We start from the raw sequence: 17080 nt of genomic DNA, 5'->3' as shown, positions 1-17080 counted from the left end.
CGTCAAGCGATCAGGCGAACGGATCCTGCAGCACCATTGTGTGGTCACGATCCGGGCCGGTGGAGACGATGCTGATCGGGCAGCCGGCCAGTTCTTCCAGCGCGCGCAGGTAGGCGCGGGCGGCCACGGGCAGCTTGTCCCACTCGGTGATGCCGTGGGTGTTCTCGGTCCAGCCCGGGAACTCCAGGTACACGGGGGTGCACTCTTCCCAGCCCTGCGCGTCCAGCGGTGCGTACTCGGTGCGCTTGCCGCGGTATTCGTAGGCGATGCAGACCTTGAGCTTTTCCATGCCGTCGAGCACGTCGAGCTTGGTGATGCACAGGCCGGAGATGCCGTTAATGGCCACTGCACGCTTGAGCGCAACGATGTCCATCCAGCCGCAACGACGCGGGCGGCCGGTGGAGGCGCCGTATTCGGCACCGCGGTCGCGGATGCCCTGGCCTACTTCATCGTCCAGCTCGGTCGGGAACGGGCCGCCGCCCACGCGCGTGGCGTAGGCCTTGGCGATGCCGAGCACGTAGTCGATGGCGTCAGCGCCCACGCCGGTGCCGGCCAGTGCGCCGCCCACGGTGGTGTTGGAGCTGGTGACGTACGGGTAGGTGCCGTGGTCGATATCCAGCAACGCGCCCTGCGCGCCTTCGAACATCACGCGCTTACCCTGCTTGCGCAGGTCGTGCAGGATGCCGGCCACGTCCGACTTCATCGGCTGCACGTACTCGCCGAAGGCCAGCGCTTCGTCGAAGGTCTTCTGGAAATCCACCGCGTCCACGCCCAGGTACTTGGTCAGCACGAAGTTGTGGTAATCCAGCGCGGTGCGCAGCAGCTCTTCCAGCTGCGGCGGGTAGTGCAGGTCGGCGATGCGGATCCCGCGGCGGGCGACCTTGTCTTCGTACGCCGGGCCGATCCCGCGGCCGGTGGTGCCGATGGCCTTGCCGCCGGCGGCCTTCTCGCGGGCCTGATCCAGGGCGATGTGATACGGCATGATCAGCGGCGCGGCCGGGGAGATCTTCAGGCGCGAACGCACTTCCACACCGGCCGACTCCAGCTCGCCGATTTCCTTGATCAGCGCGGCCGGGGAGATCACCACGCCATTGCCGATCAGGCACAGCGCGTCGTCGCGCAGGATGCCGGAGGGGATCAGATGCAAGACGGTCTTCTTGCCGTTGATGACCAGGGTGTGGCCGGCGTTATGGCCGCCCTGGAAGCGGACGACTGCACCGATCTCTTCGGTGAGCAGATCGACGATCTTGCCTTTGCCTTCATCGCCCCACTGGGCACCGAGCACGACAACTGACTGACCCATGACGGGTGAACTCCTGAGTTTTGCTGCGGCCATCGGGGCCGCGGGATGGGACCGACGCAAGGCTGGCGGCGACACGTTGCGCGCGGCTCCATCGGGGAGCGTTGCCGTGGCGCGAAAGCCCTGACACGGAAAAAGCCGAACGAGGTGCTCTGGTTGGAGCGTGCCCGGCCGGCTTTTGTGCATTATCCGGGTTTCCGGTGGCGGGCACTACCCCTGGCGAGCGGCCGCTCCGGGATTGGTCAGATTGGGGCGCGCTGCGTGCCCGCCGGGTGCTTCAAACTCGCTGAGAGCCCCAGCGGACCAATCCTGCTGGTGGGCTGCCATCCGCTGTTCCTGTTGCCGATCGCCGCTTTCTTGCCCGCTTCTGTCGCAGCCGATGATGGACTGCCAACTTAGTAGAGTGGCTAAAAAACTACTGCGCGGCCGCCAGGCGGGCGCTCGCTACGTTTGGTAGCCGCTCTTAGTGGCGCACGATCCACAGCGCGATCGCGCCCAGCACCAAGGTCACGCCGCCAATGGCGCGCAGTTGGGCGGTGGGCAGGCTGAACAGTTGCTCGACCATGCGTTTCCAGGCGGCGGGCACGGCAAACAGCAGCAGGCCTTCGATGACGGCGATCAGGCATAACGCGGACAGGAACTCTTGCATCACCAACACCATCGCAACGTGGGAGATGCAGTGTGCCCGACAAGTCCCGCGTCGTAGGAGCGCACCTGGGCGCGACGGGCATTCCCAGTAAGGCGGTCGCGCCCGGGCGCGCTCCACCGGTTGACGCGCGCGCATGCCTGCTCGACAGCAAGTGGCACATACAACAACGCCCGCATTACGCGGGCATTGTCGGTTCAAGGCAGAGCGATCAACGATCGCTCTTGAGGTACTGCAGGAACGGGTCGTTCTTGTCCAGCACCACCACGCCGTTGCCGTCGGTCATGGAGCCGCGGTAGGCCTCCAGGCTGCGGTAAAACGCGTAGAACGACGGATCCTTGGAGCCGGCCTGGCCGTAGATGCGGGCGGCGTCGGCGTCGCCTTCGCCGCGCAGCTTCTGCGCATCGCGTTCGGCGTCGGCCACGATCACGGTGGACTCGCGGTCGGCCTGGGCGCGGATGGTCAGGGCCTGTTCTTCGCCTTCGGCGCGCAGCTTGCTGGCTTCCTGCTTGCGCTGGGCGCGCATGCGCTCGTAGACGTCGGTGATCACCTGGCTGTCGGTCGGCAGGTCGATCTGCTTGATGCGCAGGTCGGTGATCTGCATGCCCAAGCCCTTGATGGCACCGTTGATGCCCTTAAGCTGGTTGGCGATCAATTCGCTGCGGTCGCCGGAGACCAGCTGCTGCAAGGTGCGCGAGTTGATCTGGTTGCGCAGCGAGTCGGTGATGATCGGGGCCAGGCGCGAATTGGCAACCGACTCCTCACCACCGGTGGCGCGGTAGAACGCCCGCACATCGGAGATGTAGCCGATGGCGAAGAAGTCCACGCTCACGTCTTTCTGCTCGGCGGTGAAGTAGCGCGCCGGGGCGGTGTCCAGCACCTGGAAGCGGCGATCGAACACGCGTACCGACTCCACCACCGGGAGCTTGAAGTGCAGGCCGGGCTTGAGGTCGGCCCGCACTACACGGCCCAGGTTGAGGACCATCGCGGTCTGGTCTTCGCGGACCACGAATACCGAGCCCATCAGGGCCAGCAGCACGGCGACGATCAGGCCGATGACTAGCGAATTTTTCATTGTTCGGTTCCTTCACGGCCGGTCGGGCGCGGGCCGCGCTCCGGATTGCGGATGCCCTCGCTGCTGCCGCTGCTTTGCGGCGGGTTCAACAGCACATCCTGCGGCACCATCGACGGCAGGCCGCTGTTGCCCGCAGTGCCGCTGTTGTTGGCAGGCTTGTTGGCATCGGCCGGCAGCGGCACGTAGATCACCTGGCGGCCATCGCTGCCGATCACCTTGCGGTTCTCCGACAGCACCTTCTGCACGGTTTCCAGCCACAGGCGCTTGCGCGTGACCTCGGGGGCATTGGCGTACTGCTCCTGCAACAAGGTGAAGCGATCGGCGTCGCCCTCGGCCTTGGAGACGGTGGCCTGCTTGTAGCCTTCGGCGCCGGTGCGGGTGCGTGCACCCTGACCGCGGGCTTCGGGCACCACCTTGGCGGCGTAGGCCTGGGCTTCGTTGATCAGGCGCTCGCGTACCTGCTGGGCACCGTTGACCTCGTCGAAGGCCGGCTTCACTTCTTCCGGCGGGCGCGCATCCGGCAGTGTCACGCCGGTCACCGACAGACCGGTGTTGTAAGCGTCGAGCGCCGCCTGCAGACGGTCCTTGGACGCAATGGCCAGCGGGCCGCGATTGTTGAGCACGGTATTGAGGTCGGAACGACCGACCTGCTCACGCACCGCACTTTGCGCAGCCTGCTCCAGCACCAGATCGGCATTGCGCGAACCGAACAGATACTTGCGCGGGTCGCTGATCTGGTACTGCACGTTGAGCGAGACGTTGACGATGTTCTCGTCGCGGGTCAGCACCGGCACCTGATTGCTGAAGGTCTTGATCTCGGTGGCGTTGACCTTGCGCACCGACTCGACCGGCCACGGCAGCTTGAAGTTGGGGCCGGGCTGGAGGATGCGCGAGAACTGGCCGAAGCGCAGCACCACGCCACGCTGCTGCTCGCCGATGAGCTGGAAGCTGGAGAACAGCACCATCAGCACCACCGCGACCAGAATCCAGCGCCACACGCCGCCATCGAACAGCTCTTTCAACGGGGCGGGCAGATTGCCCCAACCGCCACCGTTGCCACCACCGCGCGGGCCCCAGGACCTGCGACGGTTGGGATCCGGGCCGTCTCCGCCCTTGTTGCCGGGTGTGTTCCAGGCCATGCACGCTCCATGATCGAGGGGCTGCGCGGGCCAGTCCCGCAGTGCCGCCGTGTTGTGTGATTCGATGATTCTACTAGATGGGGCAGACCCGCCGTTTTGAAAGGCCCCAATTGATGCATCGGCGGTTTAGCCGGTGGGATGAATCAAGCCGGTGGCGGGGGTGGCGGGCGGCCCGGGGCACGGTGTCGGCGCGATTTGGGGGCAAGCGTCGGAGCGTGCGCGCTGGAGTTGGCAGAGGGTGACCAAGCTTCAGTACTGCAACGATGTCCGAACGGCAACAGCAGCACAGCTGGCTTTGGCATCGACGCGAGGTGGCGCGTGGGTACCGCGATGACACGTTAGCGTGTGGTCGCGTGGAACGAAGACGCCAACTTCGCTCGCATCGCGCCAACGCACTTACGCAGTCGGCGGTTCGTCTTTCTGGTTGAACACACGCTCCATCACTTCCAGCAATTCGTCTTCGGAGAACGGCTTGGTGATGTAGGCGCGGGCGCCCTGGCGCATGCCCCACATGCGGTCGGTGTCCTGGTCCTTGGTGGTCACCAGAATCACCGGAATGTGCTGGGTGGTCGGTTCGCGTTTGAGCGTGCGCGTGGCCTGAAATCCATTGAGGTTGGGCATGACCACATCCATCAACACCAGATCCGGCAGCGAGGACTTGGCCGCTTCCACGCCGGCAGCGCCATCGGTTGCGGTGATGGTTTCGTGCCCCAGCTTCTCGACGATGCGCTGAATCCCCAGCAGCTGCGACGGCGAGTCGTCGACGATCAGAATGCGAGCCATGTGTTTCCCCTAGTGTGCGCGGCGAGTGTAGTGCGCCGGCCGCGCTTTCGGTAGCTGGGCCCAGGACAGGCGCTGGATGCTTGGTGAGGCTGTTGCGATGTGCGATTTGGCGGCACGTTGTTTTTCGTCGCGGGCCGCTGCTGGCGTACTACGTCAGATAGGGCACAGTTGGATTCAACAACCTCGCAGATGGACGTTGGTTGATGCTTCGCTTTCTTACCGTAGTCTCACCTCAACCCCTCTCCCGGCGGGAGATGGACTTTGATCCCTTCTCCCGCCGGGAGAAGGTGGCGCGCAGCGCCGGATGAGGGTGCGGCTGGGAGTCGATGGAGCAGATCGACATTGGCTGATGTATCGCTTGCCTACCAAACCCTCGCCCCAACCCCGCTCCGCGACCCGGCCCGCGCTAGCAGCGCGAATGCTCCAAGGTATGTATGCACGCCACTGGCGCGCCAGCAGTGCCTTATCGCCCCGGAAGAAGAGGGGTTCAATCCCGCTTGCGCTTTTTGGTCGAACTCACACCGTCTCGCCGAACGCCTTGGCCAGATTGCGGTACGCCTTCTTCTGCGCATCGTCGGTGGGCGCCGGTGCAAGAATCTCCAGCTCCACGATCTGGTCGCCCGGGGTGGTGCCCGGCAAGCCGCGGCCACGCAGGCGCAACTTGCGACCGGCGTCCGAATCGGCCGGCACCTTCAACTCCACCGACCCGCCCAGGGTCGGCACGCTGATGGTGGTGCCCAGCGCGGCCTGCCAGGGCGTGACCTGCAACGTGTACAGGATGTTGCGCCCGTCCACCTCGAACTGCGGGTGCGCGGCGTATTCGATCTCCAGCAGCAGATTGCCGCCGCCATTGCCCTGCCCGCTCAGCCGGATCACCTGGCCGGGCTGGACGCCCTTGGGCACGCGCACGTCCAGCTGCTTGCCGTTGATGGTGATGCGCACGCTGTCGCCTGCATAGACCGCTTCCAGCGGCACCGCCAGCTTGGCGCGGGTGTCGCCACGCGTTTGCGGGCCGGGGCCTGCACCGGGCCCGGCACCCGGGCCACGCGGACGGCCGCCGCGCTGGCCGGCGAACAGGCTTTCGAAGAAATCGCTGAAGCCGCCGCCGGCGCCGCCGTTGCCGAACACTTCCTCGTACTCGTAGCCCTGCCCGCCGTTGTAGTTGGGCGGGGCCTGGAACTCGTCGCCCGGGCGGAAACCCTGCGCCTTGAGCTGGTCGTAGGCCTTGCGCTTTTGCGGGTCGCGCAGCGCCTCGTAGGCTTCGTTGATCGCCTTGAACTTGTCTTCCGCGCCGGCTTCCTTGCTGACGTCGGGGTGGTACTTGCGTGCGAGTCGGCGGTAGGCCGTCTTGATCTCCGCATCGCCCGCGCTCGGCTCGACACCCAGCGTTGCGTAGTAATCCTTGAATTCCATCTAATCACCTCTGGAAAAAAACGGCCCGCAGCCGAGGCCACGAGCCAGTCATATCGCAGCCGGGCGGGCAACCGCACCTATTCTACGGTGCGGCCGCCGCCGGGGAGCGAAGCCGATGACTTCGCTCCAGGTTCGCCGCCTTACTGCACCGTGCCGCCGCTGGCGTCCTGGCCGCCGTTACCGACCTGGATACGGCGCGGGGTGGCCGCCGGGCGCTTGGGAATGCGGATTTCCAGCACGCCATTGTGTCCGGCCGCGGTGATGCCGTCCGGGTCGGCGCTGTCGGGCAGCGCGAAGCGACGGTGGAAGCTGCCGTAGCGGCGCTCGATGCGCGAGAAACGCTCGGTCTCGGTGCTGGACTCGCTGTTGCGCTCGCCCTTGATCGACAGGATGCCCTTGTCCATCTGCACCTCGATCTGGCTCGGGTCGATACCGGGCAGATCGGCGTACAACACGAAGTGGTTGGGCTCTTCCTTGATGTCCACGCGCGGCACCCATTGCGCGGTCACTACTGCCGATTCGTCGGTGTCGCCGTTGTGCTCGAAGAAGCGGTCGAACACATGCTTGATTTCGTTTTGCAGGGCGTGGGTGGGCCACTGTGGATAACGAACGATGTTCATTGCGAGCCTCCATTAGGTTGGGTGAAGGGCCGGCTGCCGCGGCGTGCCGTTGCGCCGGCCATGTGCGTCAGATAGGCGTCGCGTTGCGGATTTCAAGCGTGTTGACGCGCTTTTCCCTTGCCCTTTTCTAGAATTCGTTCAGCCACAGGAGCACGCCGCATGACCATCCACGTTGGTGACCGCATTCCCGAAATCGTGCTCAAGCGCTTGCGTGAGGGGATCGAAGCAGTCGACACCCATACCTTGTTCGCAGACCGCAAGGTGCTGCTGTTCGCGGTGCCGGGCGCGTTCACCCCGACCTGTTCGGCCAAGCACCTGCCGGGCTATGTGGAGCACTTCGAGCAGTTCCGCAAACGCGGCATCGAAGTGCTGTGCACCGCCGTCAACGACCCGTTCGTGATGCAGGCCTGGGGCCGCAGCCAGCTGATCCCCGACGGCCTGCATCTGCTGCCAGACGGCAACGCCGAACTGGCGCGTGCGCTGGGCCTGGAAATCGACGCCAGCGGCTCGGGCATGGGCCTGCGCTCGCGTCGCTACGCGCTGTATGCCGACGATGCGGTGGTGAAAGCCCTGTTCGTCGAAGAACCCGGCGAATTCAAGGTGTCTGCAGCCGATTACGTGCTGCAGCACCTGCCCGATTGATGCATTGATTCCCCCACCCACTCAGAAGGAAAACGGCCAGCCATGTCTACCCAGCCAGCCAAGCAACTCCCCGCGGGTATCACTGACACCGCCACCTTGCGCACCCGCGCACGCCAGAGCATCGAAGACGGTGCCGTCACCGAGAGCTACCACGCCGACCGCGAGGCGGTGATCGACCTGCTCAACACCGCACTGGCCACAGAATACGTGTGCACGCTGCGCTACTACCGCCACTACTTTATGGCCAAGGGCATGCTTGCCGACGCGGTCAAGGGCGAGTTCCTTGAACACGCGCAGCAGGAGCAGGCGCACGCGCACAAACTCGCCGAGCGCATCGTGCAGCTGGGCGGCGAACCGGACCTCAACCCGGACACGCTGACCAAGCGCTCGCACGCCGAATACAAGGAAGGTACCGACCTGCGCGACATGGTGCGCGAGAATCTGATCGCCGAACGCATCGCCATCGACAGCTACCGCGAGATGATCGATTTCATCGGCGACAAGGACACCACCACCAAGCGCATTCTCGAGAGCATCCTGGCGCAGGAAGAAGAGCATGCCGACGAGTTTGCCGACATGCTGGAAGGCTGGATTGGCGAGTGAGGTGATGGTGGTTGATGCGTCAGTGCACCGCAACCTGCATTGATATCGCGTCGTAGCGTCGTTTGGGTGCGGTCAAAGGCTCAGGTCGAAAGCTCAAGTCAAAAGCCTGGTTAGTCGAGGGCGCGGTGCCCTCGCCGCTTGCGGGACACGCCGTGAATCCGTCCGTGGAGGCTCGGTGGCGGCATCCATGCCGCCACACGGTCCCGCAAGCGGCGAGGACACCGCACCAGAAAGTTTGCCGGCTGTTTTATTGAAAACCATGCACACCGACCATCTTGACTGGTCCTTGCCCGCCCACCGTCGCGGGACCTTACGCGGCATGGATGCCGCGTAAGAGCCTACACGGACGTACTTGCGGCGTGTCCCGCGACGGTGGGCGGACAAGGGCCCCGCAGCCAAACCACAGACCAGCAGCTCCTGAATCTCTGCTTCAACGCAATACCCGAAACCGCACCTGCGTCCAGGCGCCATCGCTAGCCATCGCCGTCAACGTATGCGCGCCCACTTCTTCAAAATCGCGTTGAAATCCCTGCCGGCCACTGGTCTGTGCAATCCAGCGGCCGTCCAGCAACCAATCGATGCGCGCGTCGCTCCCTAATGCACGTAGTTGCAAGCGCACCGGGCGTGCGGTGGCGTTGGCGCGTGCCAACGTGGCGCGATCGCTCAGGCCCTCGATGCGCAACACGCCACCACCGGTCATGCGCCCATCGGGCAGACAGTCCGGCGCGAGCGGCGGCAATTGCGCGTCACTGCGTTCGGCCGCGCTGAGCCAGGGCGAGACCAGTGCCGGCCAACGCGCCAACGTGCGTGGCGCACGCTGATGCGCCTGGCTGCACTCTTGCGACAGCCGCTGACCGCTGCGCGCATCCACATCGAAGTGCAGCTGGCCGCTCTGCCATAACCGCGCATCGCGTTCGGCGAAGGTGGGCGGTACTGCGCCGTCGAGCGCGTACGCTTCGGCACGTCGCGCGCATTGCGCCGGTGGTGTGTGGTCGGCCGCGCCGCCGAGCGGCCAGCAGATCTCCAAGGCCTGCACAGTGGCCGGTATCGGCACCGGTGCGCTATCGCCGGCACTGCGCGGCAACGCATCGATGACTTCGAACATCAGCGGCAACGCGGTGACTGCGCCGTACTGGCCCGGCAGCGGCGTGCCATCCGGGCGCCCCACCCACACCCCGACCGTGTAACGGCGCGTGCCACCGATCGCCCACGCATCGCGGTAGCCGTAACTGGTGCCGGTTTTCCACGCCACGCCCGGGCGCGCAGCGGTGTCGAAGGTGCCGCTGCCATACCCGGGGCGCGGATTGCTTTGCAAAATCTCGCGCACGATCCAGGCCGCACCCGGCGACATCAGCCGGCGCTCGATGCGCGCATCCTCGGGCGTGTAGCGCACGTGCCCGGCAATCCCGCCGCGATTGAGCGCAGCAAATGCGCCCACCAGTTCCTGCAATTGCGCACCGGTGCCGCCCAGAATCAATGCAAGCGACGGCGTGCTGCCATGTGCAAACCGCAGACCGATCCCGGCATTGGACAGCCGCGCAGCAAACCGCGCCGGGCCGATACGATCGAGCAGATCCACCGCCGGCACGTTCAACGACAGCCGCAACGCCGTCGCTGCGCTTACCGGCCCATTGAACGCCGCATCGAAATTGCCGGGCCGATAACTGCCAAAGCTCTGCGGCGCATCCACCAACAGACTTTCCGAATGGATCAACCCATCGTCCAGGGCCATGCCGTACAAAAACGGCTTGAGTGTGGAACCGGGCGAGCGCCAGGCTTGCACCATGTCCACATGCCCCAGCCGCTTGCGATCGCCGAAGCTGGCCGACCCCACATACGCACGCGCTTCCATCGTCGCATTGTCCACCACCAGCAAGGCGGCCGAGGTGCGCTCGGGCAATTGCGAAAAATATGTAGCCACACGTTCTTCCAGCGTGCGCTGCAGTTCCACATCCAGCGTGGTGACGATGCGCGCCGCACGCGGTTGCGCGCTGTGCAAGCGCTGCGCGAGCAAGGCCGCATGCAACGGCGGTTTGAGCGAACGCGTGACCACCGGTTCGATGCGCGCATCGTCCACCTGCGCGCGCGACCACACGCCCAGTTCCACCATGCGATCGAGCACCTTGTCGCGTGCACGTTGCGCAGCTTCCGGATGGCGATCCGGGCGCAGGCGGCTTGGCGATTGCGGCAGCACCGCCAGCAACGCGGCCTCGGCCTGCGACAAGGCCTTGGCCGGTTTGCCCAGGTAGGCCCAACTGGCCGCTTCCACGCCTTCGATGGTGCCACCGTAGGGCGCGCGCTCCAGATACAACGTGAGAATCTCGCGCTTGCTCAGGTGCGCTTCCAGTTGCAGCGCGCGTAACACCTGCTTGGCCTTGCCCCACGGCGTGCGTGTATGCGGATCCAGGATGCGCGCCACCTGCATGGTCAGCGTCGAACCACCGGAGACGATGCGCCCCTGCCCGATCCATTGCCCGCCGGCCCGTAACAGGCCCCACGGATTGACGCCCGGATGGCGCCAGAACCAGCGGTCTTCGTAATTCAGCAGCGCCTGCAGATACAGCGGCGACACGCTCTGCGGGCTGGCCGGATAGCGCCATACGCCATTGCGATCGGCGAACGCGCGCAACGGCGTGCCATCGCGTGCGACCACCAGCGTGGAAGTGTCACGGGATTTGGGCAGCGGCAGCGGGAAGGCCAGGTCCAGCACCAGCACGGCAGACAACAGCGCCACTGCGCTCCAGCGCAGCCACGTCAACCAGCGGCGGTGGCCGCGTTGAGCCACATCATCGGTGGCAGCGACGCGTTCCTGCGTCCGCTCGGTCCTCGCCTGCGCTTGCTGCTGCTCATCCATCTTGCGAAGCATGCAGGGCAAAACACATTTCGGCCACTCTTGCGCGCAGCAAACCGTGGCGTTGAGCGATCAGCTCACGTGTGCGTTGCCGCCCTGCGCGAGGACAAAGGCGCTAGCCAACGACTTCCGCAGGCGCAGTGCGACGCGGCCGTACAAACAGCCGCAGCAATCCCATCGCCAGGAATACGGCAGATAGCCGCAATGCCATGCCGAGCCAGCCACTGGCGGCCGAATCGGACACCGCAAAGACCGTCCAGGCCGCATTGAGCGAGACATGCAGCACCCAGCTGCTCCAGATCGTGTAACCGTCCTGCGCGTCCACAATGGCAAACAGCAGCGCGCCGATGCCGGTGATGGCGAAGATCAATAACGCGTCGCCGCCTCCCCCGCCTGCCCCCAGCCAATGCACGCCGCCGAACACAACGGCCTGCACCAGCGCGGCGATCGCCGGACGCCAGACCAGCGCGCGGCAGGCAAAGACGAAGCCGAAACCACGAAAGACGATTTCTTCGGCCAGCGGAAACAGCAGCGCCAGCCACAGCAGGCCAAGCAGATCGTCGGTGCCCACCGAGGTGGATTGCGTCCACAGCCCAAGCCAGCACGGCAGTGTGGCCAACAGCGTCAGCGCCGGGCCGCGTAAGCCGTTCCAACGCAGCCCCAGACGCGCTGCGATCCCGCCTGGCGTACCAGGACGCAGCAAGGCCGCTGCGACCAGCACGACCACCACGCTGAGCAGATTGTCGGCAATCCCGCCGCCGTAGGGCACGGGAATTTTCGGGATAGGCAAACCAACCGCTTTGGCCACGTCGCGTACCTGCAACGCGATCAGCAGCACCACCAACCAGACGACATGCGGACTGAATTTGCGCTGGCGTGTATCGAGCGGCATGCAGACATCCTTGCGTGCAAACAACGCCTGACTATAGCGGCGGCGGCAGGGTCCCCGCAGTGCCATGGGTCATGCTGTGCGGCGACAGTGCGCATCCGTCGCAAGCCTGCTGCGTGCAGCGAGGTAACGCGGCGCTTAACGCTTCTCCAGCGTCGCGCGATAGCGCAGCAAGGCTTCCGGCGCATCGGTCTGGATGATCGAGACGCCATCGCGATACAGGCGCCCCCACACCTTGTCCGGGTCGCGCTCGGCATCGGCGTCGCCACCGTAACCGGCGATAAAGCCTTCCCACAGCGAGTTGACCATCAGCCGCACGTTGTGCGCCTTGCTCACGGCGACCAATGCCGGTAACTGCGCTGCCGACATCTTGGGCAACTCGAACGCGGCCGGATGCGCGTTACGTGTCTGCGCGGTGGCAATCGCGGCCAGGTCGGCACTGCCATGCGCGTTGATCAGGATCGGGAAGAAGTACACCTTGTCGAACGGCAGCATCGCCGCCAGCGGCGCAGTGGCGATGCCGGCTTCGGCCTTGACGATCACTTGATGCTGCATCCCGGCGCGTACGACCGCGTCGACCACCTGCACGTAGATCGCATCCTTGACGTCCAGGTTGAGAAGGATGTGGCCCTTGGACTTGGCCAGCATCTGATCGAGCGTGACCACACGTTGGTTGGTCAGCGGTGCCTGCGCGCCACCTTCGTCGCTGCGCAGCCGCAGTTTTCTCAGGTCGGCCAAGGTCAGCTCGGAGAGCTTGCCGGTGCCATCGGTGGTGCGGTCCACGGTGGCATCGTGCAGCATCACCAAGGTGCCGTCGGCGGCACGGCGCACATCGGTTTCCATCACGTCGGCGCCGATGGCGATGCAACGTTCCAGCGCGGCCAGCGAGTTTTCCGGCGCGGTGTCGTTGAAACCGTGCTCCGGCGCTGGCGCGTGGCAACCGCGATGGGCCACCACCACGATGCCGCCGTTCGGATTGGTCAGCCGGGCCTGGATCGCGGTCACACCGGTGGGCGCTACGCTTGCAGTGGTGGCGAGCGCCACGCACAGCATCGCTGCGAGGGCGGCAACAGAACGTAATGTCATCGAACAACTCCGCTTGAATGTGATTGACAGGATGACAGCGCTTCGTCGGGCGGCGCGGCCAGTGCGTAATGCACGCTGCGGCAGCTAGTGCGCGTGCGCTGTACGACCACCGCTGCGCCGGTACTCACCTAACGACCGCTCGCGACGCGTCTTCGCCACGTCTAGAACGTCGGCGTAAAGCGCAGACCGAACCAATAGGTGGTGGGCACCGAGTAACTGTCCTTGAGCAGATTCTGTCCGGGACCGGTCACGCTGGTGATGCGGCTGTGGGTGAGGTTGCTGACCTGGCCGATCAGGCTGAGCTGTTTGCTGATCGCATAGGTTGCAGTGAAGTCGAGTTGCGAGCGCGGCGACCAGTACAGATCCTGCCAATCGATATTGCTGACGATGGCGCGCAAGGCCTTGCCCTGACGGTTGTAGGCCGCGCGCAACTCCAGACCGCCGGTGTTGTAGAACAGCGTGGCATTGGCAGTGTAGTCCGGCTGGCCGACCAGGTTGTCGAGCTTGCGCTCGCGCTGGCTCACGTTGCTGCCGCTGCCGACGCTGTAGGGCACATCCAGGCTGCCATCGAGCACGGCGAAGTTCGCGCTGAAGCCGACACCGCTCAGCCATGGCGCGATCGGCGCCAGGGTATTGACGATGCCGTTGAATTCCACCCCGCGGATGCGCGCCTTGGCGGCGTTGGCCGGCGTGCTGATCAGCGCGTTGGCGTAGGTGGTGCCGTCGAAGGTGAAGCTGTCGGTGCGCGAGAGCGTAAAGATCTCGTCCTGGATGCGCTTGTCGAACACGGCGGTGGAGGCGAACGCATCGAAATCGCCGGGCAAACGCCATTCCAGCGACAGATCCAGGTTATTGGACACGCGCGGCTTGATGTCCGGGTTGCCGATGGTGACGGTGACGCCTTGCGCGTTCGGATTGCCGGCATCGGCGGTGTTGACGAAGCCGATCGAGGTGCGCGCTGCATACGCATCGTACGGCGGGCGACCCAGCGTGCGGCTGGCACCGGCGCGCAGGTCCAAGGCATCGGTCAGGTGGTAGGCCATGATCGCCGAGGGCAGCAGATAATCGTAGTCCGCATTGGTCGGGTTATCGACATACACGTAGCGATTGGTGGCGGCGTCGAGCTGCCGCTGGCGGCCGACGGTGTTGAGCCTGGTGCTATCGAAGTGCAGGCCGCCCTGCACGTTGAAACGCTCGCTGCGATAGCTGACCAGGCCATAGCTGCCGAAAGTTTTTTCGGTATGGGTGAAGTTGTCCTGATTGCTGAAAGCCTGCTGGTCGGTGCTGTTGAACGCGCTCAGCGGCGTGGCAGCCAACGCGCGATTGGCCTTGTCCGGATCGATGGTGAGCAGGTTCAGGCCGGCATAGCGCATCGGTGCCCTGCCGGTGCCCGCCACATCGGCCAGGCCGAACGCCGGCGCACTGGTATTGGGCTGATATTCGACGCGATAGATGTCGTAGGACGGCTTGTCGGTGGTGTACGACACGCCTGCCGCAAAACCGATGCCTTGATCGCTTTCGCCCTGATTGAAGCCGTAATCGAGCCGGCCGGTGAGGATGCGATCGGCCGCAGTGCGTTTATAGTCCGGGCGCCAGTACGACAGGCTGTAGTTGTCCAGGTTGTTGTAGGCCTGCGGCGATACCCCGAAGCGCTGGTCGAAGCCGGAGGTGTCGTAATTGAACGCGTAGTTGGGCGTGGCATTGATGGTCACGCCACTGCCGGTCTGGCCCACCGGCACGGGCGCGGCGCGGGTGATGCCGGTGGCGTACTTGATCATGCGGATCGGCTCGTCGTAGGTGGCATCCGACCACGCACCGCGCGCGGAAAACTGCTGCCGATCGGTGGGCCGCCAGATCGTGCCCAACTGTGCCACCTTGGTGCGCGTTGTCACGATCTGGTTGGAGTAACCCACCTCGATATCGCCACCGGGATAGCTGCCGGAGGTGGCGGTCTGATTGACCACTTGGCCACGGTTGCGCGGGTCGATGAGGACCTCGTTGCGCTGCATGTTGTCCTTGAAATAGTAATAGCCGGCCGTCGCATACGCTTCCAGCGCAGCACTGGGATGCACCTCGAACTTGCCGGTGACGCCATAACGGTCGCGCTGATTCTGCACGTACCAATACTTGTCCTGCTGCGGCACCGCCCAGCCATTGCCCAGGTTGGCACCGGTCTGCAGCACGCCGTTGTTGTCGTAGAACCCGTAGTGCACCGTATCGGTGGTCATATGGGTTTCGGTGTAGCTGCTCAGCGTCTGGTAGTTGGCCGACAGCGTGAAGCCGTATTGCTGCTCGCTACCGAAGGTGCGGCTGCCGGTGGCGTTCACGCGATACCCCGGGTCGTCCTGATCGCGCGGCTTGCCGACATCGTTGGCGTGGCCGAGCGCGGCTTCGGCGCTGAAGAACGGCTTGCCGCCATTTTCGAATGCGCTGCGCGTCTTGAGGTTGATCGCGCCGCCCGTGGCGTTGGGATCCAGATCCGGCGTAAAGGTTTTGACCACCTGCAACTCGCTGACCATCGAGGCCGGCAGCAAGTCCAGACGCACGCCGCGGGTGATCGAGCCGAGCGTGCCGTTGGGCGTGCCGGGGGACGCGATGGTCAGCCCATCGATGGTGACGTTGTTGTACGACGGGCCCAGGCCACGCAAGACCGGCGTGGCCGCTTCGTCGCGCGGATGCTCGTTGTCAGTGGCCGGCAACACTGACAAACCAGGCACACGGCGCAGCGCTTCGACGATGGTACTGTCCGGCAAGGCGCGCACATCGGTGGCGCTGATGACGTCGGTGATATTGGTGGCTGCGCGCTTGCTTTCCACTGCGGCGGCATTGGCACGACGCACGCCGGTGACCTGCATAGCATCGAGGGTTTGCACACCGGTTTTGGTAGTGGCAGGTGCGTTGGCGTTGGTTACTTCGCCTTGTGCCGATGTGGGCGATGAAGGCGATGCAGCAGGATCTACGGAGTCTGTAGATGCATCCAGCGACGATGGAGAACGTTGCTTTGCCGTCGCAACTTCAGCATCGGACGTGGTTGCCTCGTCAGTGTTAGCCGTAGCTGCATCTCTAGGTGTAGGTGTAGGTGTAGGTGTAGGTGCAACTACACTCGCTGATGCGCTCGCGGTCGTAGCCATCGCTGCAGAAGACGTTTGAGCTGCGGCGTCGGCCGGCATGGCTGCACGCTCGTTGGCGCATGCCTGTGAAGCTGGCGAACATGCCGCAATGGCCACGGCGAGAACGGACAAGTGCAAACGGTACGAATCGGAGCGCTGCATGGAATCCCGTAAGTCGCGCAGCAAGGACGCCGCGCCTGTGAGAAAGCACGCCATCGTAGCCAGTAAAAATGACCCTTGCGTGTCGCTTGCATCGCACTGAAAAGGCACTGCGCAATGATGTCTCCATATGCGAAGCAGCGCTTTTGCTGGCGTAGGAGCGCTTGCGCGCGATGAGGCTTTCCCGGTGATGCCAATCGCGCACAAGCGCGCTCCTACGGCAGCCAGATTGCATCCCAGAATGGATAATCGCCGACCCTTTCGACCAGTCCGGCGCGTAGCGGATTGGCGATAAGGTAGCGAGCCACGCTGCGCAGATCGTCTTCCTTGCGCAAGGCACGGTCGTGGTAGGCACGCGCCCAAACCGCCTCGCGCATCCCCCCTTGCCTGTTGACCGCACGCGTGCTTGCTGCCTTCATGCATGACACCGTTCGCGCCAGTGGCGTCACATCTCCCAACTGCACCAGCCAATGGACATGGTCCGGCATCAGCACCCAGGCAAGCAACGAGGCATCTTCCGGCAGCGCGGCGATGAATGCGCGGCACGCCGACGCGGCCAGCTGAAAATCGTCGAACACACGTCGCCGCTGGCAGGTTGTGACGGTGAGTAGATAGCAGCAATTTGCAAGCGAGCGCCGGCCACGGCGTAGCGCACGATGTCCTGGTGAAATAGAGCTGAGCATCGATGCATGCTGGCCCACCCATGCAAACGCTTGCATCGGAGTCGGACGCTCGCGTCGGTGAGAAAACTCCCGAAACGTAGG

At 64.7% G+C, this 17080-nt stretch carries 14 protein-coding genes; 2 read left to right on the top strand and 12 right to left on the bottom strand.

Going from position 1 to position 17080, the window contains the following annotated elements; translation table 11 throughout:
- Window positions 1-10: 10 nt before the first annotated feature.
- The 7 genes from NYR97_RS14835 to NYR97_RS14805 all read right to left on the bottom strand — a co-directional run bounded on the left by NYR97_RS14835 (window position 11) and on the right by NYR97_RS14805 (window position 6976).
- A complete protein-coding gene (locus NYR97_RS14835) occupies window positions 11-1303 on the bottom strand; it encodes an adenylosuccinate synthase (RefSeq protein ID WP_316694191.1) in 1293 nt (430 codons plus the stop codon).
- A gap of 460 nt (window positions 1304-1763) precedes the next feature.
- The gene (locus tag NYR97_RS14830; RefSeq protein WP_043907774.1) at window positions 1764-1949 is read right to left on the bottom strand and encodes a DUF2065 domain-containing protein; all 186 of its coding nucleotides are present in this window, start codon (window positions 1947-1949) and stop codon (window positions 1764-1766) included.
- Window positions 1950-2157: 208 nt separating this feature from the next.
- A complete protein-coding gene (hflC, locus tag NYR97_RS14825; RefSeq protein ID WP_023902980.1) occupies window positions 2158-3021 on the bottom strand; it encodes a protease modulator HflC in 864 nt (287 codons plus the stop codon).
- Window positions 3018-4160, bottom strand: a complete 1143-nt coding sequence (gene hflK / locus NYR97_RS14820; RefSeq protein WP_316694186.1) for an FtsH protease activity modulator HflK — start codon at window positions 4158-4160, stop codon at window positions 3018-3020. Before hflK ends, hflC begins: the two co-directional genes overlap by 4 nt.
- Before the next feature lie 396 nt (window positions 4161-4556).
- Window positions 4557-4943: a twitching motility response regulator PilH gene (gene pilH / locus NYR97_RS14815; RefSeq protein WP_023902978.1), complete on the bottom strand. Its 387-nt coding sequence runs from the start codon at window positions 4941-4943 to the stop codon at window positions 4557-4559.
- A 516-nt stretch (window positions 4944-5459) separates the two neighbouring features.
- Window positions 5460-6356, bottom strand: a complete 897-nt coding sequence (locus NYR97_RS14810; protein WP_205392160.1) for a DnaJ C-terminal domain-containing protein — start codon at window positions 6354-6356, stop codon at window positions 5460-5462.
- A 140-nt stretch (window positions 6357-6496) separates the two neighbouring features.
- Window positions 6497-6976 (bottom strand): Hsp20/alpha crystallin family protein, encoded by a 480-nt coding sequence (locus NYR97_RS14805; protein ID WP_316694180.1) that lies wholly within the window; start codon window positions 6974-6976, stop codon window positions 6497-6499.
- Between the two features lie 159 nt (window positions 6977-7135).
- Between NYR97_RS14805 and NYR97_RS14800 the strand changes: the two genes are divergently transcribed.
- Both NYR97_RS14800 and NYR97_RS14795 read left to right on the top strand, forming a co-directional pair.
- A complete protein-coding gene (locus NYR97_RS14800; RefSeq protein ID WP_316694179.1) occupies window positions 7136-7618 on the top strand; it encodes a peroxiredoxin in 483 nt (160 codons plus the stop codon).
- A 42-nt stretch (window positions 7619-7660) separates the two neighbouring features.
- Window positions 7661-8221 carry a ferritin-like domain-containing protein gene (locus NYR97_RS14795; protein ID WP_006451904.1) on the top strand — a complete coding sequence of 187 codons (561 nt, stop codon included), beginning with the start codon at window positions 7661-7663 and terminating at the stop codon, window positions 8219-8221.
- A 430-nt stretch (window positions 8222-8651) separates the two neighbouring features.
- Here the strand turns inward: NYR97_RS14795 and pbpC are convergent, their stop codons facing one another.
- From pbpC to NYR97_RS14770, 5 genes are all read right to left on the bottom strand, one after another.
- A complete protein-coding gene (gene pbpC / locus NYR97_RS14790; RefSeq protein WP_316698252.1) occupies window positions 8652-11075 on the bottom strand; it encodes a penicillin-binding protein 1C in 2424 nt (807 codons plus the stop codon).
- A gap of 112 nt (window positions 11076-11187) precedes the next feature.
- Window positions 11188-12030 (bottom strand): CPBP family glutamic-type intramembrane protease, encoded by an 843-nt coding sequence (locus NYR97_RS14785; protein ID WP_316694174.1) that lies wholly within the window; start codon window positions 12028-12030, stop codon window positions 11188-11190.
- A 69-nt stretch (window positions 12031-12099) separates the two neighbouring features.
- Window positions 12100-13047, bottom strand: coding sequence for a glycerophosphodiester phosphodiesterase family protein (locus NYR97_RS14780; RefSeq protein ID WP_316694172.1), 948 nt, complete (start codon window positions 13045-13047; stop codon window positions 12100-12102).
- A gap of 161 nt (window positions 13048-13208) precedes the next feature.
- On the bottom strand, window positions 13209-15902 hold the full coding sequence (locus NYR97_RS14775; RefSeq protein ID WP_425613079.1) for a TonB-dependent receptor: 2694 nt from the start codon (window positions 15900-15902) through the stop codon (window positions 13209-13211).
- 629 nt (window positions 15903-16531) lie between these two features.
- Window positions 16532-16999 (bottom strand): REP-associated tyrosine transposase, encoded by a 468-nt coding sequence (locus NYR97_RS14770; protein WP_316698250.1) that lies wholly within the window; start codon window positions 16997-16999, stop codon window positions 16532-16534.
- Window positions 17000-17080 lie beyond the last annotated feature (81 nt).

The organism is Xanthomonas hydrangeae (assembly GCF_032697525.1).
Classification (GTDB): domain Bacteria; phylum Pseudomonadota; class Gammaproteobacteria; order Xanthomonadales; family Xanthomonadaceae; genus Xanthomonas; species Xanthomonas hydrangeae.
Note: the sequence above shows the minus strand (reverse complement) of the source record. Positions and strands in the feature narration are given on the sequence as shown.